19 protein-coding genes and 3 pseudogenes are annotated in these 23,884 nt (G+C 54.4%); 8 read left to right on the top strand and 14 right to left on the bottom strand.

The annotated features are described in order from the left end of the window. Positions 1-67: 67 nt before the first annotated feature. The 4 genes and pseudogenes from EDD78_RS12345 to EDD78_RS14295 all read left to right on the top strand — a co-directional run. Positions 68-244 carry a transposon-encoded TnpW family protein gene (locus tag EDD78_RS12345; RefSeq protein WP_132085141.1) on the top strand — a complete coding sequence of 59 codons (177 nt, stop codon included), beginning with the start codon at positions 68-70 and terminating at the stop codon, positions 242-244. A 196-nt stretch (positions 245-440) separates the two neighbouring features. Beyond that, on the top strand, positions 441-893 hold the full coding sequence (locus tag EDD78_RS12340) for a recombinase family protein (RefSeq protein ID WP_286170886.1): 453 nt from the start codon (positions 441-443) through the stop codon (positions 891-893). A 223-nt stretch (positions 894-1,116) separates the two neighbouring features. Then, positions 1,117-1,666 (top strand): annotated as a pseudogene (gene rhuM, locus EDD78_RS12335) (RhuM family protein); the annotation flags it as partial. Next, positions 1,663-1,770, top strand: a pseudogene (locus EDD78_RS14295) (recombinase family protein); the annotation flags it as partial. The pseudogenes rhuM and EDD78_RS14295, both read left to right, overlap by 4 nt. 184 nt (positions 1,771-1,954) lie before the next feature. Here the strand turns inward: EDD78_RS14295 and EDD78_RS12325 are convergent. The 13 genes and pseudogenes from EDD78_RS12325 to EDD78_RS14290 all read right to left on the bottom strand — a co-directional run. After that, complete coding sequence (locus EDD78_RS12325; RefSeq protein ID WP_132085140.1) at positions 1,955-2,449, bottom strand: DUF2247 family protein; 495 nt, start codon at positions 2,447-2,449, stop codon at positions 1,955-1,957. Positions 2,450-2,461: 12 nt separating this feature from the next. Continuing rightward, a complete protein-coding gene (locus EDD78_RS12320) occupies positions 2,462-2,947 on the bottom strand; it encodes a hypothetical protein (RefSeq protein WP_165873220.1) in 486 nt (161 codons plus the stop codon). A gap of 29 nt (positions 2,948-2,976) precedes the next feature. After that, entirely contained in the window at positions 2,977-3,708 is a 732-nt protein-coding gene (locus EDD78_RS12315; RefSeq protein WP_491044391.1) for an RHS repeat domain-containing protein, read from the bottom strand. 105 nt (positions 3,709-3,813) lie between these two features. Further along, positions 3,814-4,002: a hypothetical protein gene (locus EDD78_RS12310; protein ID WP_132085137.1), complete on the bottom strand. Its 189-nt coding sequence runs from the start codon at positions 4,000-4,002 to the stop codon at positions 3,814-3,816. Between the two features lie 46 nt (positions 4,003-4,048). Beyond that, the gene (locus EDD78_RS12305) at positions 4,049-4,312 is read right to left on the bottom strand and encodes a hypothetical protein (RefSeq protein ID WP_165873219.1); all 264 of its coding nucleotides are present in this window, start codon (positions 4,310-4,312) and stop codon (positions 4,049-4,051) included. A gap of 63 nt (positions 4,313-4,375) precedes the next feature. Then, the gene (locus EDD78_RS12300) at positions 4,376-4,819 is read right to left on the bottom strand and encodes a hypothetical protein (RefSeq protein ID WP_132085135.1); all 444 of its coding nucleotides are present in this window, start codon (positions 4,817-4,819) and stop codon (positions 4,376-4,378) included. 22 nt (positions 4,820-4,841) lie between these two features. Beyond that, positions 4,842-6,239 carry an RHS repeat-associated core domain-containing protein gene (locus tag EDD78_RS12295; RefSeq protein WP_132085143.1) on the bottom strand — a complete coding sequence of 466 codons (1,398 nt, stop codon included), beginning with the start codon at positions 6,237-6,239 and terminating at the stop codon, positions 4,842-4,844. Positions 6,240-6,399: 160 nt separating this feature from the next. After that, the gene (locus tag EDD78_RS12290) at positions 6,400-6,801 is read right to left on the bottom strand and encodes a DUF4279 domain-containing protein (RefSeq protein ID WP_132085134.1); all 402 of its coding nucleotides are present in this window, start codon (positions 6,799-6,801) and stop codon (positions 6,400-6,402) included. Positions 6,802-6,816: 15 nt separating this feature from the next. Next, complete coding sequence (locus EDD78_RS12285; protein WP_132085133.1) at positions 6,817-8,097, bottom strand: RHS repeat domain-containing protein; 1,281 nt, start codon at positions 8,095-8,097, stop codon at positions 6,817-6,819. A gap of 175 nt (positions 8,098-8,272) precedes the next feature. Beyond that, positions 8,273-8,710, bottom strand: coding sequence for a DUF4279 domain-containing protein (locus EDD78_RS12280; RefSeq protein ID WP_132085132.1), 438 nt, complete (start codon positions 8,708-8,710; stop codon positions 8,273-8,275). Between the two features lie 13 nt (positions 8,711-8,723). Continuing rightward, positions 8,724-14,087: an RHS repeat-associated core domain-containing protein gene (locus tag EDD78_RS12275; RefSeq protein ID WP_132085131.1), complete on the bottom strand. Its 5,364-nt coding sequence runs from the start codon at positions 14,085-14,087 to the stop codon at positions 8,724-8,726. A gap of 15 nt (positions 14,088-14,102) precedes the next feature. Next, positions 14,103-15,260: a hypothetical protein gene (locus EDD78_RS12270; protein WP_132085130.1), complete on the bottom strand. Its 1,158-nt coding sequence runs from the start codon at positions 15,258-15,260 to the stop codon at positions 14,103-14,105. Between the two features lie 403 nt (positions 15,261-15,663). Then, positions 15,664-16,323, bottom strand: a pseudogene (locus tag EDD78_RS14290) (collagen-like protein); the annotation flags it as partial. Positions 16,324-16,605: 282 nt separating this feature from the next. Here EDD78_RS14290 and hrcA point away from each other — a divergent pair. From hrcA to dnaJ, 4 genes are all read left to right on the top strand, one after another. Further along, a complete protein-coding gene (gene hrcA, locus EDD78_RS12260; protein ID WP_165873218.1) occupies positions 16,606-17,670 on the top strand; it encodes a heat-inducible transcriptional repressor HrcA in 1,065 nt (354 codons plus the stop codon). Between the two features lie 44 nt (positions 17,671-17,714). Continuing rightward, positions 17,715-18,272 carry a nucleotide exchange factor GrpE gene (grpE, locus tag EDD78_RS12255; RefSeq protein ID WP_079697962.1) on the top strand — a complete coding sequence of 186 codons (558 nt, stop codon included), beginning with the start codon at positions 17,715-17,717 and terminating at the stop codon, positions 18,270-18,272. 53 nt (positions 18,273-18,325) lie between these two features. Beyond that, positions 18,326-20,173, top strand: a complete 1,848-nt coding sequence (dnaK, locus tag EDD78_RS12250; protein ID WP_132085128.1) for a molecular chaperone DnaK — start codon at positions 18,326-18,328, stop codon at positions 20,171-20,173. A 122-nt stretch (positions 20,174-20,295) separates the two neighbouring features. Then, on the top strand, positions 20,296-21,453 hold the full coding sequence (dnaJ, locus tag EDD78_RS12245; protein WP_079698038.1) for a molecular chaperone DnaJ: 1,158 nt from the start codon (positions 20,296-20,298) through the stop codon (positions 21,451-21,453). Between the two features lie 1,552 nt (positions 21,454-23,005). On the opposite strand, the gene sdaAA is transcribed toward dnaJ, so the two are convergent. After that, positions 23,006-23,878 carry an L-serine ammonia-lyase, iron-sulfur-dependent, subunit alpha gene (gene sdaAA, locus EDD78_RS12240; protein WP_132085127.1) on the bottom strand — a complete coding sequence of 291 codons (873 nt, stop codon included), beginning with the start codon at positions 23,876-23,878 and terminating at the stop codon, positions 23,006-23,008. Positions 23,879-23,884 lie beyond the last annotated feature (6 nt).

Here is a 23,884-nt window from a genome sequence, read left to right as displayed (position 1 = left end):
AGATTCTACAAAACAAATTAAGCGCCGCTCATGCGGCATTTCATATAGATACTAAGAAAGGATTTCTATGGAGAATAGCAAGACCGGAACTTGCACGACCCGTATCAAGGAGCTGCCGCCGCTGACGCTCAAGCGCCAGATCGGCGGCACCACATATATTGTGTCCTCCCGCTTCAGCGAACAGGCGAAGGAAGACATGGTCGCTAAGGTTAAACGCCTTATTCTGAGCGACAGCGGCCAGTAACAATGTTGCCCCGGACAGCCGGACACGGTATCATATCCACGAAGTGGATATGATACGTTTTATGGCCAGGTCGATTCGTGCCTAATGGCACTTCCGTCCCTATGGCCAATTATACCGCCGCGCGCTTTGCGCTTGTGGTATAATAATAGCTACATTACCGTTTGTCCGGCTGTCCCCTATAAAGGAGGACATGACTATGAACAGACAGCCAGACAGGATTACCGCTTTGTATTGCAGGCTTTCCCGTGACGACGAGCTGCAAGGCGATAGCAACAGTATTGTAAATCAGAAAGAGATTTTATGGAGATACGCCGAAGAAAACCGTTTCCCCAATCCCCGCTTCTTCGTGGACGACGGGTATTCCGGCACGAACTTCGACCGTCCGGGCTATCAAGAAATGATGGGACTGGTGGAGGAGGGCGTGGTGGAAGCCATCATTGTGAAAGACCATTCCCGGCTGGGCCGGAACCGCCTTGTGATCGGCCAACTCTTAGAGGAGATTTTGGAGGAGCACAATGTCCGCTATATCGCTGTGACCGACAACATCGATTCCCTCAAAGGGCTGGACGATATGGTGGCGGTGCGGGATTTGTTCAAGAACAACAGGTTGTTAGTGTGGGGTATGAGAAGGACACATGAAATGCAGTAACTATGCAGGCTTGCAGGTATACGGCTTTTAGCGAAATAGAAGAATTAGCAAGTAAAAATCAAAAAAGATTCTATATAGAAGCGCTGATGGCTAATTGGACAGGCCGTTGGCGCTTTTCCTATCTTTTCCATACGATTTATGGTAGAACAAACATAGAAAATATTAGAAAAGAGGTGTGGAGGTGAGTAACGATTTCATACAACCTCAAAATACCGAAATCATCATGTATCAGACGGAAGATGGACTGACTAAAATAGATGTGCAGATGAGCGATGAAACTGTCTGGCTGACTAGAGAGCAGATGGCTGTGCTGTTTCAAAGAGACAGAAGCGTAATTGGTAAGCATATAAAAACATTTTGATGAAGGTGAGCTACGGAAGGAATCAGTATGGGCAAAATTTGCCTATACTGCCGAAGATGGCAAAGTCTATCAAGTAGATTACTATAATTTGGATGTTATTATTTCTGCCGGATACAGGGTAAAATCCCTGCGCGGCACGCAGTTCCGCATATGGGCGAATTCTATACTAAAGGAATATTTGCTCAAAGGCTTTGCCATGAATGATGAGCTTTTGAAAAAAGCAGGCGGTGGCAATTACTTTGCTGAACTGCTCGAACGAATCCGTGATATCCGGTCTTCGGAGAAAGTGTTCTGGAGGAAAGTGCTTGATATCTATGCGACCAGCGCGGATTATGGTCCTCGAATGGAAGCACCTGTTTTATTTTTCAAAACTGTTCAGAACAAAATGCACTGGGCCGCGCATGGGCAGAGCGTCCTGCCCTTCAGGAGATGCTGGCTAATGCAAAGGAAGGCCTCATAAATTTAATTCTTGTAAAAGACATGAGCAGGATCGGCAGGAATCATTTATTGGTGGGGGCTCTACCACTCGGTGCGCCGGTCCTTCTGCTACGGGTTCGGAGCATTCCCCATCGGGTCGGTCATGCTCAGGACGTTGCCCAGCTTAAAGTGAATATAGAAACAGGCCGCCCTTTTTCAAGACGGCCTGTTTTATACGGTAAAAATCAAACACAATATAAAGATTTGTAAATGCTATGAGCGTTTACAATGGTAGATATAGCTTTCTATTGGTATTTAAGTACAATTTCCAATTTTCAAACAACACGTTTTCTCCAATATTAGCACCATCAGATGGCATATATCTAATAAGGTTTGATATAGCTTCTGGATAGTCAAAATCAGCGTATACTATTTCAATCATTTCCAGCGGGGCCGTATATAACCTAAACTTATTATCATATATCCACTTTAATAACAAATATAACCACCTCTTTTCTGTCTCATTGGCATCTTGGCTTGTTGAGGAAGCTAGCCTGCTTAAATATGGTTCTATCTCTTCACCCTTAAAAAGCATCGCCAATTCTTCCAAATCAGCATTATATTCATGCTTTTTCTCCATTTCTTCTACAGCATGGGTAATTGCATCATCGGAACATAAATATTTATTATCTATTCCAAACTTAATATCTGGCCATGTTAACAGGATGTTAGAAGCTACATATTTGTATGGAACTAATATATCTAAACTATTTTTCATTTTCTCACCTCATTACTGATTAGGGAAACCAGTATATTTTCCGCCAGCAATAAAGCGTTGATGAGATACATAACCCTTTGGAGTTAAAATATACTCAAAAACACCCGATGTTTCATTCAATCCTCCTTTTGTCTGAAGCAATATTACGTTTACACCATCATTTCCTCTAATCGTAGTAACGCGCCCCGCTACTAATTGTTGCTTACTAATAAAACTTGCCGCTCTATGCATTGGATCCGATTTTATTAAGGCTGAACCAATTCTATCAGCATGAATAATTTCTTCTGAAGCATATCCAGCTTTTAATTTTTCGTACTGAACAACATTATGAGCCGAATATGAATTTTCATCAATTAAATATTGAGTTTTATAAATTTTTGTTTCGTTTACATTTCTAATTCCTCTATACCCGACATAAGCAAGAATTGCAACTCCCAAGGAATTCATCCAATGCTCGAAGGAAAGTGGTTCATCGGGATCGACAGCACCCTTTACCATGTCAAAAGCGCCGCCCGAGGCCCAGTTCCCTATGGAATACCAATCGGGAGTATCCAGCATTTCCTTCCGCGGGCCTCGTTTGCACTGATTGTGCCGTAAGTCAGCCAATCCAAAAGGCTGATTGGGTCTTTGATATTCTTCATACGTTTAATTGAAGAATCCATAAAGCCCTTTGCCCAGTCGCGCGCGTCGCTCCAGAAGCTTTTCCAGGATTGACCACTTGGGTCAATAAGCATAACCGGATTATTCCCACAGTAAGTATACCAGTTTAGCCCATCGTGCACAATATCTTCAGTGGTGAACCTCCCAGTTCTAGGCTCATAAGACCTCGCCCTGAGATAGTAGTTCTGTACCTCCAGGTCGAGATACTCCCCGCAGTACCGCCAAGGATTATGATCCAGCTCCTCCGGCTTCTCCTCGTTGCCGAAGGCGTCGTAATCATAGCTCTTGAGAGGGGTTCCGTACCGGTCGGTGCGCTGCACCACGTCCCCGTGGGCATTGTGGAGGTAGTACTCCTGCCGCCCGTCCAGCTCCCGTGCGATCAGGTTGATCCCGCGTAAGTACCGCGCGATGACCGTCCCGTTCGACTGGTACTCCGCCACCATCTCCGACCCATCCCAGATGTGGCTGGTTTCGCTCCCGTCCGCCTTCTCCTTGCACAGCCGCAGACCGTCCGGGCGGTAACGGTACCTCGTCACCTCGCCGGCCTGGTAAAGGCTGGTCAGTTGTCCAAGCCCATTGTACGCCCTGCGCTCGCAAATGACAACCTCCCCGGCCTTTTTCTTCGCGAAACTTACACGCCCCGGCTCGGTTCTGCCCTTGCCGGTCTCAAACTTCCCCCAGTGCCGCTGCAGCTGGTTGCCATTTCAGTCATAACGGTAGACGTAGGTCTCCTCACTCGTCTTGTCCTTCTTGGTCTCCTTGAGCAGGCGGTTGCGCAGATCGTATTCATAGCTGCTCATCACTGCCTTGCCGACGGCCTTGGTCACCGCCATGGTCCGGCGGTTGGAGAACCGGTCGTAGGTATAGGCAGAGAAATCTTTAACAAATTTCATATATTAATGGGGGCCATTTTTAAAATGGCCCCCATTAATATTCTTTCTACGCCTTTAATATATCCTTAAAATACTCCTCAACTTCCGTCTTACCAGGAAACAAAATGGAAAGCTCTGGCTCTAGTTGTTTTTTACTGAGAACATACTTATTATTATCGGGTAACGTTCCCAAGTACAATGTTTCCGCAACTTTATCTTTTAAGTTCATTCCATAAGCTTCTTTTAACATCTCGTTTCCTTTTAATTTTAAATCATTATAAGTATGTTTAGACTGACTACCTATAAATAAATCTGGAAGGGTTGAAATCATATAGCCAGCCAAGCACCAAAAACGAGGTGAGCTTTTCAGATTGCAAAGGCCAAAATCTATATTTTAAATATCAAAGGCTGGATCTGCAGCAAACCATGTATAAATATCTTCTTTTTCTACATCTTTCATTTCTAACCAAGCGACATAAAAATAAACTTCTCCTTTGTTTTTTTGTAATATCAATTCTATTCCATTGTCTAAATAAACATATTGGGTACCAGGTATATCGCCCTTTGTTCCGATGCTTAATTTGGTTCTTCCGCGATAAAAACTAACCAATGCTAAGTTCTCTCCTGTTTCAATACAAGGTTCAAATTTAACAATATCATTGGATATAATTAAACATTTAATAGAGATATTTTCAATAAGTTGCTTAGGAATCTTACAAGTAAGTTTCAATCTATGTTTTACATGAAAATAATGACAACAATCTTCTAATTCTTTAATTACATAATTGTTTTCTTCATTATTAACTAAAATTTTTATTTCGCCTAAATCCGTTTTCATTTTGCTCCTCCTAATTTTTTATTTAATTCGGAAGATATCTTCTGGGATTAACAGGATATCCGTGTAAATTTCCTTTTTTATCAATATGAATACGTACTCCGGTTTCTCCATTTGTTCCAAGTTCTCTACCTGAATCCCAAATTTTTGTACCATCTGGCAATTCAGTACCATTGAGCCACCCTTCCTGTGTTTCGTGTACACCAGTATTATCGTCGGCCCATGTTGATGAACCTTCTTTATAATTTGGGTGCCCTTTTACATGTTTTCCTTGTTTTCCAGCATCAACATTAGGTGCACCTTCGACATCGCCTTCTATAGTTCCTTGTTTAGGTAATTTTGTCGGATCAGATGGTGCCGATGGAATCTCAGATTTAGTAACTTTAGTAATAACTTTTTTAATTCGTTCAAACAATATGATAATACCAGCAATAATGGTGACACCTGCACCAATAATAAGTGCGACCACATCAGCAGGTCCCGGCATGGGAGAATCAGCTTGCGAAATTATACCTGCAAGAGTCCATCCTCCAACAAAAATTGCTTCCGCACTCTTTCCGCTGGAATCTTTAAACATGACCGGGTTATTCCCACAATAAGTATACAGATTCAGGCTGAGCGGGTCAACCACTTCCGTTCCATTCGGCAGCTTGGCGGTGGTATAGGCCACGCTGTCCTGCTGTGTGAATCTCCCGGTCCTCGGCTCATAACACCTCGCCCTGAGATAGTAGTTCTGTACTTCCAGGTCAAGATACTCCCCGCAGTACCGCCAGGGGTTATGATCCAGCTCCTCCGGCTTCTCCTCGTTGCCGAACGCGTCGTAGTCATAGCTCTTGAGAGGGGTTCCGTACCGGTCGGTGCGCTGCACCACGTCCCCGTGGGCATTGTGGAGGTAGTACTCCTGCTGCCCGTCCAGCTCCCGTGCGATCAGGTTAATCCCGCGCAGGTACCGTGCGATGACCGTCCCGTTCGCCTGGTACTCCGCCACCATCTCCGACCCATCCCAGATGTGGCTGGCTTCGGTTCCGTCCGCCTTCTCCTTGCACAGCCGCAGCCCGTCCGGGCGGTAACGGTACTTCGTCACCTCGCCGTCCTGATAGAGGTTGGTCAGCTGGTTAAGCCCATTGTACGCCCTGCGCTCACAAATGACAACCGCCCCGGCCTTTTTCTTCGCGAAACTTACACGCCCCGGCTCGGTTCTGCCCTTGCTTTGCTCGTACCGTTCCCAGAACCGCTGCAGCTGGTTGCCATTCCAGTCATAACGGTAGACGTAGATCTCCTCGCTCGTCTTGTCCTTCTTGGTCTCCTTGAGCAGGCGGCTGCGCAGGTCGTATTCATAGCTGCTCATCACTGCCTTGCCGTCGGCCTTCGTTACCGTCATGGTCCGGCGGTTGGAGAACCGGTCGTAGGCGTAGCTGACCATTTCCCCGCCCGTGACCTTCTCCTCGGTCAGCCTCCCCAGCAGGTCGTAGACGTAGCTAACTTGAGGATTATCCTTAACCTATTTGCTTAGAAAGTAGGATTACTTCAAAAAACAGGTGCAGCTATAGAGCTGCACCTGTCTAGTGTTTTTGACTAAATAACTATTTCATATCATTGTAAATATCGAAACATATCTCAGCATTTATTGCCGAAGCAAACGACAAAATATTTTTTGTTAAAACAATTTCAGGTCCATATGCTTCCTCCATATGTATTACCACATTGAAAGCTGAACGAACATTATAATCCGTACAAATAGAATTAATTGTATCTTTTTTATCTTTTAGCAAACAAACTAACGATTCAAATGGGACTGATACCGCATTACAGTTTTCAGCCGTATATTGAATTGACCATTCCATATGAGCCAATCCAGAAGGAGGAAAGCTATCTCTTGTTCTTGATCCCGTTGGTGTTATTCCCATCTTATTGGTAATATCTGCTATATCAAATTGATCTCCTGTAAAATAAAAGTCAATTTTTATTAAAGAATGAATCTCCATAATACAACTCCTCTACTAATTAAATAAACCTGTTGGAACTTTAATATTGCCTCTAATGGACTTTAATATAATTTCCCCTGTTTTAGTATCTCGTGTCATATTGAATTTTGCTCCATCTTTACCAACAAAATCATATTTTAAATCTTCTGCACTATTATAACCATTTTTTTGAGCTGCTTTATTTGCCTCTTTATTTCCATTTATTTTTTTAAGACTATGCTTATTATCCGGATCATTTGGATCTGAGTCGTCCGGATCTGGATTTGCAGACGCAGTTGCTCCAGATGATTTTAGAGAATTAATCTTTTTATTTGCAGCATCCCATAATTTCTGAGCCCATTGCCACAGAGCCTTTGCATTATTGGTAAAGTTAGAAACTCCTTGATTCCACGCGCTTCGCAAGCTACCAGTAGAACTAAGTGTCGATACAGCAGCAATTCCAGCGAGAGCAATAAGGCCAATTCCAACACCCAAATAAGCCAGATCGTCAACAATTGCAAAATTCCCACTCGGGTCTGCAAACATGACCGGATTATTTCCACAATAAGTATACAGATTAAGGCTGAGCGGGTCAACTGCTTCCGCTCCATTCGGCAGCTTGGTAGTGGTACAGGCCACGCTGTCCTGCTGTGTAAACCTCCCGGTTCTGGGCTCATAACACCTCGCCCTAAGATAATAGTTCTGTGCCTCCAGGTCGAGATACTCCCCGCAGTACCGCCAAGGGTTATGATCCAGCTCCTCCGGCTTCTCCTCATTGCCGAAGGCATCGTAGTCATAGCTCTTGAGAGGGGTTCCGTACCAGTCAGTGCGCTGCACAACATCCCCGTGGGCGTTGTGGAGGTAGTACTCCTGCTGCCCGTCCAGCTCCCGTGCGATCAAACCCAGCCCGCGCAGGTATCGCGCGATGATAGTCCCGTTCGCCTGGTACTCCGCCACCATCTCCGACCCATCCCAGATGTGGCCGGTTTCGCTCCCGTCCGCCTTCTCCTTGCAAAGCCGCAGACCGTCCGGGCGGTAACGGTACCTCGTCACCTCACCGTCCTGGTAAAGGCTGGTCAGTTGTCCTAGCCCATTGTACGCCCTGCGCTCGCAAATGACAACCTCCCCGGCCTTTTTCTTCGCGAAACTTACACGCCCCGGCTCGGTTCTGCCCTTGCCGGTCTCAAACTTTTCCCAGAGCCGCTGCAGCTGGTTGCCATTAAAGTCATAACGGTAGACGTAGGTCTCCTCACTCGTCTTGTCCTTTTTGACCTCCTTGAGCAGGCGGCTGCGCAGGTCGTATTCATAGCTGCTCATCACTGCCTTACCGCCTTGGTCACCGTCATGGTCCGGCAGTTGGAGAACCGGTCGTAGGCGTAGCTTGTGGTAAAGCTCTGCGGAAAACTGAGGCTTATCCGGTTTCTATCCGCGTTTTATAGAAATGGCCACTTCTTTGAAAGAAGTGGCCACAAATTAGAAAACAATTAATTAGTTAATGTTTATGTTCTTCTATATCTTCAAAGCCATAGCAGTAGTAGTCGAAACCTATGTCTGCTCCTATCTCTGACAAAAATTGAACATTTTTGATAGATAGATATAATATAGGTTTTTGCTCGTTCCAAATCTTGACTCCTATAAGAAGACTCCAATTGGCATTACACTCAAGTGCAATCCGTTTCAATTGAGAGGCTTTTTCCCGTATAGAAGAGAAAAATATATTTAATACTTCATCTAAATCCTGGTTTTCTATCCATTCAGTTTCGAATCCCCATTCCGTTTGCCCAAATATATTTCCATTTTCTAACTTATCATTTTTTTCTCGAATATAGTTGGGGGCTATCCCAAGCTTTTCTGTCACATTGTTAGGATTAAATTTCTCACCGCATAAAGTGAGATGAATGATAACACCGGATTTATTCCTATATTTCATCCTTTTTATCTCCTTACTTAATAAAATATGACGTAATTTCTACAAGATTTCCTTTTTTGTCGAAAATCCCCAACTGTCCCGTCGATTTATCTATACGTATATCATATCTGGAAATTTGAGCCTTTTTCCCTAAATATTCTTGTTTCAAAGTGTGGGGATCAATATCTTGCTCTTTAAGCTTTTTCTCTAAATATTTTTCTTTGATAGTCTCCCAATCACGTTTGCTATTAGGATCGTCTGGGTCCGGGCTTGCAGGCGTAGTTGCTCCAGATGATTTTAGAGAATTAATTTTCTTATTTGCATCATCCCATAATTTCTGCGCCCATTGCCACAACGCTTTTGCATTATTGGTAAAGTTAGAAACTCCTTGATTCCAGGCACTTCGCAGGCTGCCAGTAGAACTAAGTGTCAATACAGCAGCAATTCCGGCGAGAACAATCAGACCAATTCCAACACCCAAATAAGCCAGATCGTCAACAATTGCAAAATTCCCACTCGGGTCTGCAAACATCACCGGGTTATTCCCACAATAAGTATACAGATTCAGGCTGAGCGGGTCAACCACTTCCGTTCCATTCGGCAGCTTGGCGGTGGTATAGGCCACGCTGTCCTGCTGTGTGAATCTCCCGGTCCTCGGCTCATAGTACCTCGCCCTGAGATAGTAGTTCTGTGCCTCCAGGTCGAGATACTCCCCGCAGTACCGCCAGGGGCTATGGTCCAGCTCCTCCGGCTTCTCCTCGTTGCCGAAGGCGTCGTAGTCATAGCTCTTGAGAGGAGTTCCGTACCGGTCGGTACGCTGCACAACATCCCCGTGGGCATTGTGGAGGTAGTACTCCTGCTGCCCGTCCAGCTCCCGTGCGATTAAACCCAGCCCGCGCAAGTACCGTGCGATGACCGTCCCGCTCGCCTGGTACTCCGCCACCATCTCCGACCCATCCCAGATGTGGCTGGTTTCGGTTCCGTCCGCCTTCTCCTTGCACAGCCGCAGCCCGTCCGGGCGGTAACGGTACTTGGTCACCTCGCCATCCTGGTAAAGGCTGGTCAGTTGTCCAAGCCCATTGTACGCCCTGCGCTCGCAAATGACAACCTCTCCGGCCTTTTTCTTCGCGAAACTTACACGTCCGGGCTCGGTCCTGCCTTTGCCGGTCTCAAACTTTTCCCAGAGCCGCTGCAGCTGGTTGCCATTAAAGTCATAACGGTAGACGTAGGTCTCCTCACTCGTCTTGTCCTTTTTGACCTCCTTGAGCAGGCGGTTGCGCAGGTCGTATTCATAGCTGCTCATCACTGCCTTACCGTCGGCCTTGGTCACCGTCATGGTCCGGCGGTTGGAGAACCGGTCGTAGGCATAGCTGATCGTTTCCCGGTCCGCGACCTTCTCCTCGGTCAGCCTCCCCAGCAGGTCGTAGACGTAGCTCGTTGCCTTCTGCTTGCCGGCAACCTGGCTCACCTTTTTTACTTGATTCCCATCCGGAGCGTATTCGTAAGAGAAGGAAGAACGTACCACGTTCCCGCTCTTGTTGACAAGGCTCGTCACCAGGTTCCCGGCGTTGTAGGCGTAGGTGGTGGCAAGCCCGCTCTGCGGATGGCTCAGGCTCACGCGGTTGCCGTTTTCATCGTACTGGTAGGCCGCGATCACCTGCCCGCCGCGCTTCACCTCCGAGAGACGATTCTGCCGGTCATAGCCATAGCCCAGCTCCAGCTGCTGCACCCCGTCCTTCGAGAGGGTAAAGCTCTGGCGGTTCCCGCTCCCGTCATAGGCGTAGCTCTTGACCACCAGGTTTACCTTCCCACGCTTGCAGGTCTCGGTCTGGGAAGCGAGCGACCCGCGGTTGTCGTAGGTGAAAACGCTGCGCAGCTCCCCATTCTCCTCGCTCTGCTTCTGGCCGTTTTTGTAGTAGGAAAAGCTCTGGACCAGAGCGGGCTCCCTGCCGTCCGGGTCGCGCACCGTCTCGCTGAGCACCCGACCCAGTACGTCGTATCGGTATTCGGTCACGTATCCGTTGCGGTCGGTCTTGCCAATTATCTTCCCGTACTGGTCGTACCGGTACCACTCGGTGCGCCGCTCCTTCTGCTGCGGGTTCGGAGCGTTCCCCATCGGGTCGGTCATGCTCAGAACGTTGCCCAGCTTGTCGTAGGTGTAGCTGGTCTTGGCAGCGCCGGAGAGCGAGCCACCCAGCATACCGGTGTAGACCGCCAGCTTGTTGCCGATTGCGTCGTAGACGTTGCGGGTACGGGTCTCTGTCTGCCCGTCGTTTACGATCGTGTCCACCACCCGGTTTTCAGCGTCATAGGTGTACCGGGTGGTGCGGTATTTCCCGCCCGCCGCCAGCACGTCCTGCCGGGTGACGTTCCCCGCCGCGTCGTAGCTGTAGCGGGTCACCGCGTTCATGCCGTCCGAAAGCTTTGCCACCTGCTCAAGCAGCCGGCCGGCCAGGTCGTAGGTGTAGCTTGTCGGGTTCCCCCGAAAGTCGGTGAAGCTCTTCTTCTGTCCCAGCGCGTCGTAGACGGTTCTGGCAACCACCTTCTTCGAGGGCTCCTGTCGCGTTTCAGTGAGCACCCGCCCGGCCCAGTCATAGCTCCACCAGGCCGTCTGCACGCCGTCGCGCGGGTCAGTCTGCCAGATCTTGTTGTCCAGGAAGTCGTAGCCGTAGCGCACGGCGCTGCTCCCTGTCTTCTCCTCCACCACGCGCCCCAGCACGTCGCGAAGTGTCACGCTGGTCACATCGGGGGAGGAGGCGCCGGCCCCCGCCACGGTCTTGCTCTCCATGCTGTAAGCGTTCTGGTAGGCGTCGTGGTAGGAGTAGATCTCCTTGTATTCGGGCAGCCCCGGGCCGGTGATCTTCTTTTCCAGCACCCGGTCGTAGTGGTCGTAGCGGTAGCTGGTGGTCGCCGTTCCCGCGGTGCTGTAGGCGCTTTCGGTGATCAGGCGGTCCCTGTTGTCGTAGGCATAGGAGGCCTGGAGCACATCGGGGGAGAGGGTATACACCGCCGCGATCTTGCCCAGAGGGGTATAGTCGTAGCGCTTTTGGTGTCCCAGCTCATCGGTCTCGATCAGGCGGTTTTGCGCGTCCAGATAGCCGGTGCGCCTTTGATATCCGCTTGGGCGGGTCTCTTGCACGACCCGTCCCAGGCCGTCGTATTGGTAGCGGGTCTGACGGCCCTCGCCGTCGATCTTGACTGTCACCCGGCCGCAGGCGTCATACTCATAGCTCTCCGAAACGTCCTTTTGGGCGGCGCCCCAGGCGTCCTTGAGGCCGGCAACCCACTTTTTGGTAAGGTAGACTCCGTTGCTGTGGTAGGAGTACCGCGTCACCCGGTCCCCCGCTGAGGCGGCGAGGTTCAGATTGAGGTACTGCCGCTCCAGCGTGAGGTTGTGGCTGCCGTCGTACTGGTACTGGGTGGCCTCCTTGAGCGCGAAGGCCCCGCTGCCGGACTTCTCGAACACCTTTTTCATGGTGACCTGCTTTTTGTCCGCGCTGAGGGTATATTCCTCCCGGATGGTGGTGTTCCCGTCCTTTTTGTACTCCTTAGCGGTCATCAGGTAGTAGGTCGGGTCGTAGGTGATGGTGGTCGTGCCCGCAAGGGGGCGGGTCTCACTCTTCACGTCTCCCGTCGGCTCGTAGTCCCATTGGTTTACGCGCGTCAGGACGTTGCCGCCCTGGTACCACTTTTCAGTTTGCTTTTGGGGAAGCGATTTTCGAAAGAGATCGGCCTTGTCGATGATTCTTTCGTACAGCTTGGTCTGGGAGCCGCTGAGAAAGGTTTCCTGCCTGGTGGCGGGAGCGCTGTAGACCTCGAAGAAATATTTGTCGGTGCGCTCGCCCGCTGTCATCGTCGCGCTGGAGATATACAGCGGGACTTCGTTTTGGTCCGTATCGAAAGTGACCCCATATTGGTACAGTTCGAGATTTTTTTGCTGGCTGCTTTCATAGTCCATCCGCTGGCGCAGCAGGAGCATGCCGTCGATCCCCGTTGCGTTGGAGCCTTCCGGCGCATAACGGTCCCGGCCATCGAGAAATTCATAGACATACCGGCTCTTGGCGCCGGTGGGATAGGTGACATCTGTCAGCGGGTGGTAATAAATGTCCACCCCTGCGTCCAGGTCGGTGTTGCTGTATATGCTTTTGTGCAGGTATCCCTTTTTGTATTCATTTCCCAGATTCGTGGGATAGTTGGCGTAGGTATAGCTGGTGACCCGCCCGGCCTGGTCCTTTACGCTGGCGAGCACCGGGAAGGTCTGGCCCGCCTTGGTGGTGGTTTTCACCGTATACACGATGGTGCTCTTGTCCGGCAGGGTCCAGGTCAAGGTGTAGCCGTCGGTGATGTTCCCCTTTTGTAGAGTGAGCTTTCTGCCCATGGTGTCGGTAATGGTCATGCCGCTGTCCTGGAAGTCAAAGGAAATCCTGTTGCCGAAACGATCCACCATGGAGGACAGCTGCGTACCCTCAAAATACGCCTTCCTGCCATCCTTGTATTCGACGGAAAAGGTGCGGGCAGCCTCTTGATACAGCGTAAAATCGCCCAGCTCATGTCCTTTGAGCGCCATCGCCTTGCGGGTGGAAAACAGTTCATCCGGCTTAAAAGGGTAGACGCCGCCGTCTCCCGAATGAAAATAGTAGTAGTACTTTACACGGTTCTTTTTGACCGCTTCCTTTACCGACTCGATGGAAGGAAAGTCGAATCCCCATCCTAAGCCCAAACGATAGGTATCGGTCAGATAATCGTTGGGACGCAGGTCGGAAACGGGGATGCTGGAAGTCTTTCGGGAGGTGTTTATTTCCTTGTCCTTCAGCGCGGAGCGCACGATAACCTCTCTTCTCCGGCCATTGACCTCTACTTCAACGACGTTGCTTTCCCTAAAATTATTCTCCCGGATCCACTCCTCGGCGGCGTCCGCGGCATCCTGCTCGCTGGCGTAGCCGACTGTGGGATCCTTTGCCGATACGGAGTAGGTGTCCATTTCCCCGGTTCTATCGTCCTCGCCCTTGAACTTAAATTTCAGGCTCCAGGTGTACCGCTCCACACTTTCAAATTTAATCGTCAGATCAGTCACATTGGCCATCATGGAATTGTAGGTGCGGGTGAGCTTCAGATCAAATCCGTTTTTTCCGGGCAGTACAAAGTCGGTGACCGTCAGGTTCAGGTTCCCGCTCCCCAGCCCGATGTGCTCCGTCTCATCCCGGTTCAGCGAAAAGGGGGACAGCGGATATTTCTGCGGTTCCTGCTGGTCTTCCTGGGAGCTCGAACCGCCTCCGCCCGGCTGTGTGATTTCGCCGCGGGTGATCGCGCCGCGCGCAAGGCCTGCAGCTGCCAGCTTGCTCTCGTCACCTAAAGGCAACCGGACTTCCATCTCGTTTTTCTCCTGTTTGTTTTCCATTGCTACCTTCCTTTCTCAGTGCAGCGTCAGGCTTGTGGTACCCGTTCCCAGCGCCGTGAAGCTTACCAGCACGACGGGACCGCTCCACTGTTTCGCCGCGCGCATCGGCTTGGTACAGATGAACTGAACCTCACCCTCGCCCTTGTAGACCTTCCCCACGTTAGACACCGGATCGGCGCCGTGATCATCAGCTTTCGAGGCGGGGAGCTCGGTCCTGAACTGCTCCAGGCGCAGCATGTGCGACTGGTATTTCAGTGTCATCACGAGGTCCCAGAACTCCTGGATTTCCCAGGCGCTCAGCTGGAACTGGTACTCCCGGCCTGCGATGACCTCCAGCGTAATCTCATCCTCCCGGTAGAACAGCGGCAAAATCGGTACCGGGGACGAGGTTAAATACTCCGAACACGCCGTCTCGTTGGTCGTACGGACACGGTAGGTCGCTTCGCTTGCATAGGGAAGGACGTCGACCATACAGGAGGGGTGCTCGTTGTGGTCCGGCGGCAGCTGCGCAAGGCCGCTCCAATCCAGTTCCTTCGCCTCCACCCCGGCCCAGTCCAACTGCCGGGCGTTCATCCCCTCCCAAGTCAGCCCGTTCTTCATCAGCTCCCCGATCTCTCCCCAGGTCAGGTTGCTGCTCTCAACCCCGCTCCAGGCCAGGTCATAGCCCTGTGCGTCCCGCCAAGTGGGGCCGTTATGGAACAGAAGCTCGATCTCTCCCCAGGAGTGTCCGCTGTTGTCCAGCACGCCCCAGGGATATCCCGAGGCGTGGAGCATTTCCCAGCTCTGCCCGAGGTCGGGCGGGTAGGCCGGCGTGCCGCCGCCCTCATAGACGGTAAAGCGCACCGGCAGGGTGGTCAGTTCCCCCCAGGTATGATCGCTTCCTTCAAACTGGGCCCAATCCAGGTCCTCGAACGCGATATTTCGCCACATCAGGCCCTGGGCGGACAGCGCTTCGAAGCTCTCCCAGCCGAGCTGCCGGCCCTCGAACTGCGTCCAGTTTTGCTCGGCGGCCTTCAGTGCCGCCCAAGAACGTCCGGTCGAGGCGCGTTCAAAAGACTCGTCGTACACGCAGTCGAGCTGGTAGCAGTTTGCTCCTTCCACTGGCCCCCACATGATCTGGGCGCGCTCGTCTTCGTAGTGCGTTGGAATATGTAGGCAACTAGGTCTTTCCAATCATGTACCTCCTTCATTTTGTATCAATACACTGCTTCACCCTTTGATTGGAATCTCCATTTATTGTCTGTCGAACGCTAATTTATCACACAAATTCAATTAAATAGGGGAGATAAGATTCTTTTTATCATCCTTTAGGTGCCAGCATAATATTTTTTTCTAAAACGCCTCTCACAATGAAACATATTTCAAGTCGATTCGCTATAATTTACGACGGAACCCCGTTTCTACAATCATTCGCCATCATCCCTCTTTTTTTCACAATATAAAAAACGCCGTTTGGTAGAAGCTTGTCCCATCTAAACAGCGTTTTTTCGGAAATATGGCTACTTTGTCTTTTGTGTATTTGATTGAAACTCAGTATTTATGAGGGTTTTAGGCGTTTTCCTATTATACATGGCTCTGTCGCGCCGGTGGCGCCAGCAGAACCAGTAGCTCCCGTGGGCCCGGTCGCCCCAGTGGGGCCGGTGGGCCCAGCTACGCCGTCAGCTCCTGTCGCGCCGCGGGGGATGATGAAGTCGAGCACATGATCCGGCCCTCCGGTCACGTCATTGACCTGGGCCGCATAGCCCGGCTCGGCGGTGGTGGTATAACGCACATTGACCGTCTCCGCATTGCCGGTCGCGCCAGTTGTCCCGGCAGGACCGGCAGGTCCGGTAGCTCCCGTCGCACCAGTGCCTCCGGTCGCGCCGGTGGCGCCGGTCGATCCAGTGGTTCCAGCAGGGCCGGTGACGCCTGTAGCCCCGGTCGAGCCGGTTGAGCCGGTGGGCCCTGCAGCGCCCGTGGAGCCGGTCGCGCCGCGGGGAATGACAAAATCGAGAATATGGTTCGGTCCGCCGCTCACATCGCTCACCTGGGCGGGCGTCCCAGGCTCGGCGGTGGTGGTCTGGCGGACGGTGATCGTTTCAGCCGCTCCGGTCGCGCCAGTCGCACCGGTGGCTCCGGTGGGGCCGGTCGGGCCTCCGGCAGGGCCTGTGGGACCAGTGGGGCCGGTCGGGCCCGGTACCGGACAGGGAACCGGACAACAGCAGCAGGGGTCCTGCCCCGAATTGCATGAATAGATGTTCAATTTTTAAACCTCCATGGGGAATAATTGAGAGACATGTTCCCTCCTTTTATTATATGTATACGCTCACAAATGTGAGCGTGCACAAGCGTGAGCGCGCCGCCCGCGTACGGCGCGCGGCTGCAAATTGCGCTTTGCAAAAAAGCCCTTTCCTTTTCAGAAGCCAGGGACGGATGAAAATAACTGTAAATAAATTATGAATCCTATTGACTTCTTGTTTTTTCCGTGATACATTATATTTAGCACTCGAATATATTGAGTGCTAATACAGCAAGCGAGGTGATAGCAGTGGGACTCGACGCGAGAAAAGGGCGGATTCTGGCTGCTATCGTGAGCCAGTATATCCAGACGGGGGAGCCCGTCGGGAGCAAGAGCATCTGTGATCTGGAGGGGATCAACGTTTCGAGCGCCACGGTGCGCAACGAGATGGCGGCGCTCTTTGACATGGGGCTGCTCGAACAGCCGCACACCTCGGCGGGGAGGATCCCCTCCCATCTCGGCTACCGGGTCTACATCGACTCCCTCATGCGGTGTGACCCCCTCACCCAGCACGAGCGCGACGAGCTGGACGCCCTTTTTAACGTGGGCGACCCCGATCCCGACCGGCTAATCGAGGATGCAACCGAGCGGCTGGCCCAGTATACCGGCTGCGCGACCGTGTCGGCCACCATGACGGCCAGAAGCGTTTACGTCAAGCGGGTGGGGCTGATCAAGGTGGACGAGACCACCGTGGTCATCCTGGTCATGGCCAACAACGGCGTGATCAAGAACAAGGTCGTGCGGGTGGGCTTCCGGGTGACGCAGGACATCTGCGACTTCTTCACCAACTTTGCCAACGGGATGCTGCGTGGGAAAAGCCTCTATGAGATTTCCCTGCTCTACCTCAACTCGGTGGCGGTTTCGCTGGGCGAATATTCCCGCCTGCTGACCCCCCTCCTGGCGGCCATCTACGAGCTGTGCAAGGAGATCTACGACGGGCAGTTCTACCGGCGCGGGGAGACCAACCTCCTTTCCTACCACGAGCTCGAGGCCGCCGCGCGCGAGCTCTTCACGCTGCTGGAAAGCCGCGAGCGGGTGACCGAGCTGCTCTACCCGCAGGGGTCGCTCGCCCCGGGGGTCAAGGTGGCCATCGGCAAGGAGAACCGCGAGCAGGAGCTGTGCGACACCGCGCTGATCGTGGCGCGCTACCGGATCGGCAGCGATTCGGCGGGGGCGATCGGGATCATCGGGCCGGTGCGCCTGCCCTATCCGAGGCTGATCCCGCATCTGGAGTATTTCGCAAATACCCTGGGCAAACTCCTATCGGACACCTACCGCAGCGAGGCTTCATCGCCCCAGCAATAAGGGAACACGACAATTTACAGATACCGAAAGGGGACGGATCCGACTTGTCTGAGAAGAAAAAGCACGATGCCGCGCCGCAGGCGCAGGCGGAGGAAAAGCAGAAACCGGACGGCGCCGGGCAGGAGGCGCCTGTCACCGAGGCCCAGCCGGCACAGGAAGAACAAAACGGGCTCGAGCTGCTGCAAAAGCAATACGACGAGCTGAACGACAAGCACCTGCGCATCCTCGCCGAGTACGACAACTACCGCAAGCGCTCGGTGCGGGAGAAGGAATCGGTCTATCCGCAGGCGGTGGCCTCGACGGTCGAGCGCTTCCTGCCGGTGGTGGACAATTTCGAGCGGGCGCTCGACTGCGAATGCGCCGACCCCGAGTTCAAGAAGGGGATGGAGATGATCCTGGACGGGCTGCGCCAGGCGCTCGAGGGACTGTCGGTCGTTCCCATCGGGGAGGTCGGAGAGGCGTTCGACGCCAACCTCCATCACGCGGTCATGCATGTGGAGGACGATTCGCTCGGCGAGAACGTCGTCAGCCAGGTGCTGCAAAAGGGCTACCGGATCGGCGAGCGGGTCATCCGCTGCGCGATGGTCGCCGTGGCGAACTAGTTAAGATTCCATATTTAAGATAAAACGATACATGCTTTTAGGAGGAAACTATTATGGGAAAAATTATAGGCATTGACCTTGGCACCACCAACTCCTGCGTCGCCGTCATGGAGGGCGGCGAGCCGGTCGTCATCGCGAACCCCGAGGGGGCCAGGACCACCCCGTCCGTCGTCGCCTTCTCCAAGGACGGCGAGCGGATGGTCGGCACCGTGGCCAAGCGCCAGGCGATCACCAACCCCGACCGCACCGTGATGAGCATCAAGCGCCACATGGGGTCGGACTACTCGGTCTCGATCGACAGCAAGAAGTACACCCCGCAGGAAATTTCCGCGATGATTTTGCAGAAGCTCAAATCCGACGCGGAGGCCTACCTCGGAGAAAAGGTCACCGAGGCGGTCATCACCGTGCCGGCCTACTTCACCGACGCGCAGCGCCAGGCGACCAAGGACGCCGGCCGGATCGCGGGGCTCGACGTCAAGCGGATCATCAACGAGCCGACCGCCGCGGCGCTGGCCTACGGCGTGGACAAGGAGCAGGACCAGAAGATCATGGTCTACGACCTGGGCGGCGGCACCTTCGACGTGTCGATCATCGAGATGGGCGACGGCGTGCAGGAGGTCCTGGCCACCGCGGGCAACAACCGCCTGGGCGGCGACGACTTCGACGAGCGGGTCATCGGCTACCTCGCGGACGAATTCAAAAAGTCCAACGGGATCGACCTGCGGGCCGACAAGATGGCCATGCAGCGCCTCAAGGAGGCCGCCGAGAAGGCCAAGATCGAGCTCTCCGGCATGACCAGCGCCAACATCAACCTCCCCTTCATCACCGCCGACGCCTCCGGCCCGAAGCATCTGGACATCACCCTCACCCGGGCGAAGTTCAACGAGCTGACCGCCGACCTGGTGCAGGCCACCATGGGCCCGGTCAAGCAGGCCATCTCGGACGCCGGGATTTCGCCGAGCGACCTCGACAAGATCCTCCTGGTGGGCGGCTCCTCCCGTATCCCGGCCGTGCAGGAAGCGGTCAAGGGGATCACCGGCAAGGACCCGTTCAAGGGGATCAACCCCGACGAGTGCGTGGCCATCGGCGCGGCCATCCAGGGCGGCGTGCTCGGCGGCGACGTCAAGGGCCTGCTGCTGCTCGACGTGACCCCGCTCTCCCTCGGCCTTGAGACCCTGGGCGGCGTGTTCACCAAGATCATCGAGCGCAACACCACCATCCCGACCAAGAAGAGCCAGGTCTTCACCACCGCCGCGGACAACCAGACCTCGGTCGAGGTCCATGTGCTGCAGGGCGAGCGCGAAATGGCCAGGGACAACAAGACCCTCGGGATGTTCCACCTCGACGGAATCGCCCCGGCGCGCCGCGGCACCCCGCAGATCGAGGTGACCTTCGACATCGACGCCAACGGCATTGTCCACGTCTCGGCCAAGGACCTGGGCACCGGCAAGGAGCAGCACATCACCATCACCTCCTCCACCAACATGTCCAAGGACGACATCGACAAGGCGGTGCGCGAGGCCGAGCAGTATGCCGAGGAGGACAAGAAGCACCGCGAGGAGATCGACACGCGCAACGGCGCCGAGCAGATGGTCTACCAGTGCGAAAAGACGGTGACCGACCTGGGCGACAAGATGTCCGACAGTGAGAAGAGCGACATCAACGCGAAGATCGACGCGCTCAAGGAAGCGCTCAAGGGCAGCGACCTCGAGGCGATCAAGCAAAAACAGGATGAGCTGCAGAAGGCCTTCTACGCGGTCAGCGAAAAGATTTACCAGCAGTCCGCCCCGCAGGACGGCGCGGCACCCGGCCCGGACATGGGCGGCGCCGCCCCCGGCGGCTCCACCGGCGACGACGGCTATGTGGACGCCGACTTCAAAGAGGTTGACGACAACAAGTAATTCATCTATAATAGGTTGGCACAAAAGGGGTAGGGCCGGTTACCTTACCCCTTTTTGGCGGATAACCATTGAGAATGTTTCATATAAAATAGAATGGCGACGGCAACGAGAGGGTGATGATTTTGCCTGAGAAACGCGATTATTATGAGGTTCTGGGCGTATCCAAGGGCTGCTCGGACGACGAGCTCAAAAAGGCCTACCGCAAATACGCCAAGCAATACCATCCGGACCTCAATCCCGGCGACAAGGAAGCCGAGGCAAAGTTCAAAGAGGTCAACGAGGCGTATGAAATTCTCTCGGACAAGGAGAAGCGCGCGCGGTACGACCAGTTCGGCCACGCGGGGGTGGACCCGAGCTACGGCGGCGGGGCCGGCCCGGCCTATGGCGCGGGCGGCTTCGACTTCGGCGACATCGGGGACATCTTCGACAGCTTCTTCGGCGGGGGCTTCGGCTTCGGCGGCTCCACCCGTACCCGCGATCCGAACGCACCGATCCGGGGGAACAACGTCAATATCAGCATTGCGCTCTCCTTCATGGAGGCGGTCAAGGGCTGCAAAAAGGACATCACCGTGCCCCGGCTCGAGGAGTGCGCCTCCTGCCACGGGAGCGGCGCCAAGGCGGGCAGCGCGCCCGAAACCTGCCCCGAGTGCGGCGGCAGCGGGCAGGTGCGCGTTTCCCAGCGCACCCCGCTCGGGATGATCCAGACCGTCAAGCCCTGCTCCAAGTGCTCGGGCAAGGGGAAGATCATCACCCAGCCCTGCCCCGACTGTAAGGGGATGGGCCGGGTGCGCAAGTCCAAGAAGCTGGAGGTCAGCGTCCCGGCAGGGATCGACGACGGGCAGACCTTCGTGCTGCGCTCCCAGGGCGACAGCGGCCTCAACGGCGGGCCCGCGGGGGATGTGAATATCACCGTGTCGGTGCGCCCCGACCCGCTGTTCGAGCGCAAGGGCTTCGACATCTGGTGCGACGTGCCTCTCACCTTCGCGCAGGCGGCGCTGGGCGACGAAATCATCGTGCCCACCGTCGACGGGAAGGTCACCTATACGGTACCCTCCGGCACCCAGTCCGGCACGGTCTTCCGGCTGCGCAACAAGGGGGTCCAGTACGTCGGCGGGCGCGGACGGGGCGACCAGTACGTGCGCGCAAACATCGAGGTGCCCAAAAACCTGACCACCAAGCAAAAGGATGCGCTCAAGGAGTTCGACAAGACGATGAACGACCGCAACTATGAAAAGCGCAAGGGCTTCTTCGACAAGCTCAAGGATATGATGGAGAAATAGGGATTCTCAAGGGGCGACGCCCCTTGGGCGGGTGCGGGCAGAGCCCGCGGCCTTTGCCGGGTTACTGGAATTCGCCTTGACAGAAGCCTAAATAAGATCAGGAAGGGGAGCAAAAAGCTCCCAGTGGGAGGTTTTTGCGTGGGGAAACCCTATCAAGGGGTTTCCCCATGGCGGCAGGGCCGCCATCTACTCGCGGGGCAATGGCAGGTGCTCGCGCACCCGCAGGCGGAAGTTTCTGGGCGGCCGGGGGCCGCAGGCTTGCCCGGCTGCGCGCCGGGAGTGGCGTTTACGGGGCTATCCGCCCCGCACCCCGACCCCTTTCTTTTGTTTGAAAAGAAAGGGGAAAAGAAAGCAAACAAGGGAGGGGACGCCCCTCCTTGACCACCCCTCGCGCGACCACGCGCGGACTATACACGTTTTCGCCCGCCGCAAAATGCGAAGCCCCGCTCCGGTTTTCCGGAGCGGGGCTTTTTGCCCGCGCAGGCAGCTGATGACAACAACGATTGCACCCCCTTCGGGGGCCTTTTCCCGCGAAGGAGGTTCCGCGCAGAAACCTCTCCGAAAAGGATTATCTCCCAAATTTCGCCTTTTTTCTTGCTTTTTCCTGACAGGCGTGCTACAATCATCTTACAGGGGTTTCCCCTTAAAAAGAATAGCCATGGCAGGCGCAATGTGTTACCAGCACATTACGCCCTGCATGAGGTGAGGCACCACCCCATACAACCGGTATCCCGGCACCCTGGCCGATGCCATTATAACACATTCTTTTCCCCTTGAAAAGGACGTTGTTTTATACCGGTTTCCTTGCGACCAGAGCGCATGGATGGGGTTTTCCCCTCCATGCGCTTTCTTTATGCGCCCCGCAAGGGGCTGGGGTGGCGGGATTCCTACGCCCCGCCACCCCAGGGAGGCCCCTGACCAAGTTCAGGTCAGGGGATAAAACTTACAGGACGGACCGGGTTGTGAAACGGGAAGGCCAGGCGCACGCTTGGCCTTCTTTTGATTTGATTTTTTTCAAGTATTCGGTTTCCAAAGGGCCTAAGGCGCCGATGGCGCCATGTCCTTCTGGCGGGTGCGGGCAGAGCCCGCGGCCTCTTCCGGGTCGCAGGCACTCGCGTCCACAAATCCTCCTCCGGATCAGGAAGGGGAGCAGGGGCGCACACATTTTTGGCACCCGACCAAAAATGCAGGCTCGCTTCGCGAGCATTGCGCCTCACGGGCTGGGAAAAAGCTTTTCATTCGAAAAGCTCTGCCATTTCCTCAGACGCCTTTTAAGGCGTTGGACCCCCTTTCGGGTTAATTTCTGGTTTCCAAAGGACTAAGTCCTTTGGCGGGTGCGGGCAGAGCCCGCGACCTTTCCGGGTCGCTGTCACACGCGTCCACAAATCCTCCTCCGGATCAGGAAGGGGAGCAAAAAGCTCCCTGTGGGAGGTTTTTGCGTGGGGAAACCCTATCAAGGGGTTTCCCCATGGCGGCAGGGCCGCCATCTTCTCCTCTGAGGAATTGGCTGCTGCCTGCGCAGCCGCCGGCGAACCAGTCCACCGCCCCAAAACTACTTTTTAATTTTTTGCGCCAGCCTCTGCCCGGCCTCGGTGGCCGCCAGGCCCCCGAGCGCCGTCTCCCGCAGCGCGGCGGGCATCGCCCGCCCGACCTTGTCCATCGCGGACACTGTGTCATCAAAGGGGATATAGCTCTCCACCCCGCCCAGCGCCAGGTCGGCGCAGAGGATGGCATTGGCCACTCCGGAGGCGTTGCGCTTGATGCAGGGGATTTCCACCAAGCCCCCCACCGGGTCGCAGACCAGGCCGAGCACCGTCTTGATCGACATCGCCGCCGCATGGAAGGCCTGCCGCGGGCTACCGCCCATCAGCTCGACCAGGGCCGCCGCCGCCATCGCCGAGGCCGAGCCGCACTCGGCCTGGCAGCCGCCCTGCGCCCCCGCGATGGTCGCGTTCTGGGCGATCAGCTCGCCCACCCCGGAAGCGGTGAAAAGGGCCATGACCAGCTCCCCGTCGCTCTTTCCCCGCTGCTCCCCCACCGAGAGCAGCGCCGCCGGCACGATCCCGCAGGAGCCCGCCGTCGGGCAGGCGACGATCCGGCCCATCGCGGCGTTATACTCCGAAACCGAGAGCGCCATCGCCGCCGCGCTGGCGATCACCGGGCCGCACAGCGGCTCGCCGTCCTGGCAATACCGGTGGTAACGAAAGGCGTCCCCGCCGGTGAGGCCGCTGGTCGAGCGCAGCGGTTCGCTCAGCCCCGGGCGCACCGAGGCGCGCATGGCAAAGAGCATCTCCTCCATCCTGGCGAGTAGTCGTTCCCGGGATTTTCCGCTGCGCTCACACTCCTCGCGCAGGGTACATTCCCCGATTGAGATATCCCTTTCATCGCAGGCGGCAAGAACGCCTTTGGCCGAAGCCTCGATCATATCCAT

This window comes from Harryflintia acetispora, assembly GCA_004340125.1.
Classification (GTDB): Bacteria; Bacillota; Clostridia; order Oscillospirales; family Ruminococcaceae; genus Harryflintia; species Harryflintia acetispora.
This window is presented reverse-complemented; position numbering and strand designations above follow the sequence as displayed.

Excerpts from the sequence above, each read along its gene's own strand:
- EDD78_RS12340 (WP_286170886.1), top strand. The coding sequence starts at position 441 with ATGAACAGACAGCCAGACAGGATTACCGCTTTGTATTGCAGGCTTTCC.
- EDD78_RS12320 (WP_165873220.1), bottom strand. The coding sequence starts at position 2,947 with ATGGTAAAGGGTGCTGTCGATCCCGATGAACCACTTTCCTTCGAGCAT.
- EDD78_RS12300 (WP_132085135.1), bottom strand. The coding sequence starts at position 4,819 with ATGAAAACGGATTTAGGCGAAATAAAAATTTTAGTTAATAATGAAGAA.
- EDD78_RS12325 (WP_132085140.1), bottom strand. The coding sequence starts at position 2,449 with ATGAAAAATAGTTTAGATATATTAGTTCCATACAAATATGTAGCTTCT.
- EDD78_RS12305 (WP_165873219.1), bottom strand. The coding sequence starts at position 4,312 with ATGATTTCAACCCTTCCAGATTTATTTATAGGTAGTCAGTCTAAACAT.
- dnaK (WP_132085128.1), top strand. The coding sequence starts at position 18,326 with ATGGGAAAAATTATAGGCATTGACCTTGGCACCACCAACTCCTGCGTC.
- EDD78_RS12285 (WP_132085133.1), bottom strand. The coding sequence starts at position 8,097 with ATGAGCAGCTATGAATACGACCTGCGCAGCCGCCTGCTCAAGGAGGTC.
- EDD78_RS12295 (WP_132085143.1), bottom strand. The coding sequence starts at position 6,239 with ATGGTCAGCTACGCCTACGACCGGTTCTCCAACCGCCGGACCATGACG.
- sdaAA (WP_132085127.1), bottom strand. The coding sequence starts at position 23,878 with ATGATCGAGGCTTCGGCCAAAGGCGTTCTTGCCGCCTGCGATGAAAGG.
- EDD78_RS12345 (WP_132085141.1), top strand. The coding sequence starts at position 68 with ATGGAGAATAGCAAGACCGGAACTTGCACGACCCGTATCAAGGAGCTG.
- EDD78_RS12290 (WP_132085134.1), bottom strand. The coding sequence starts at position 6,801 with ATGGAGATTCATTCTTTAATAAAAATTGACTTTTATTTTACAGGAGAT.
- EDD78_RS12280 (WP_132085132.1), bottom strand. The coding sequence starts at position 8,710 with ATGAAATATAGGAATAAATCCGGTGTTATCATTCATCTCACTTTATGC.
- EDD78_RS12275 (WP_132085131.1), bottom strand. The coding sequence starts at position 14,087 with ATGGAAAACAAACAGGAGAAAAACGAGATGGAAGTCCGGTTGCCTTTA.
- EDD78_RS12310 (WP_132085137.1), bottom strand. The coding sequence starts at position 4,002 with ATGAAATTTGTTAAAGATTTCTCTGCCTATACCTACGACCGGTTCTCC.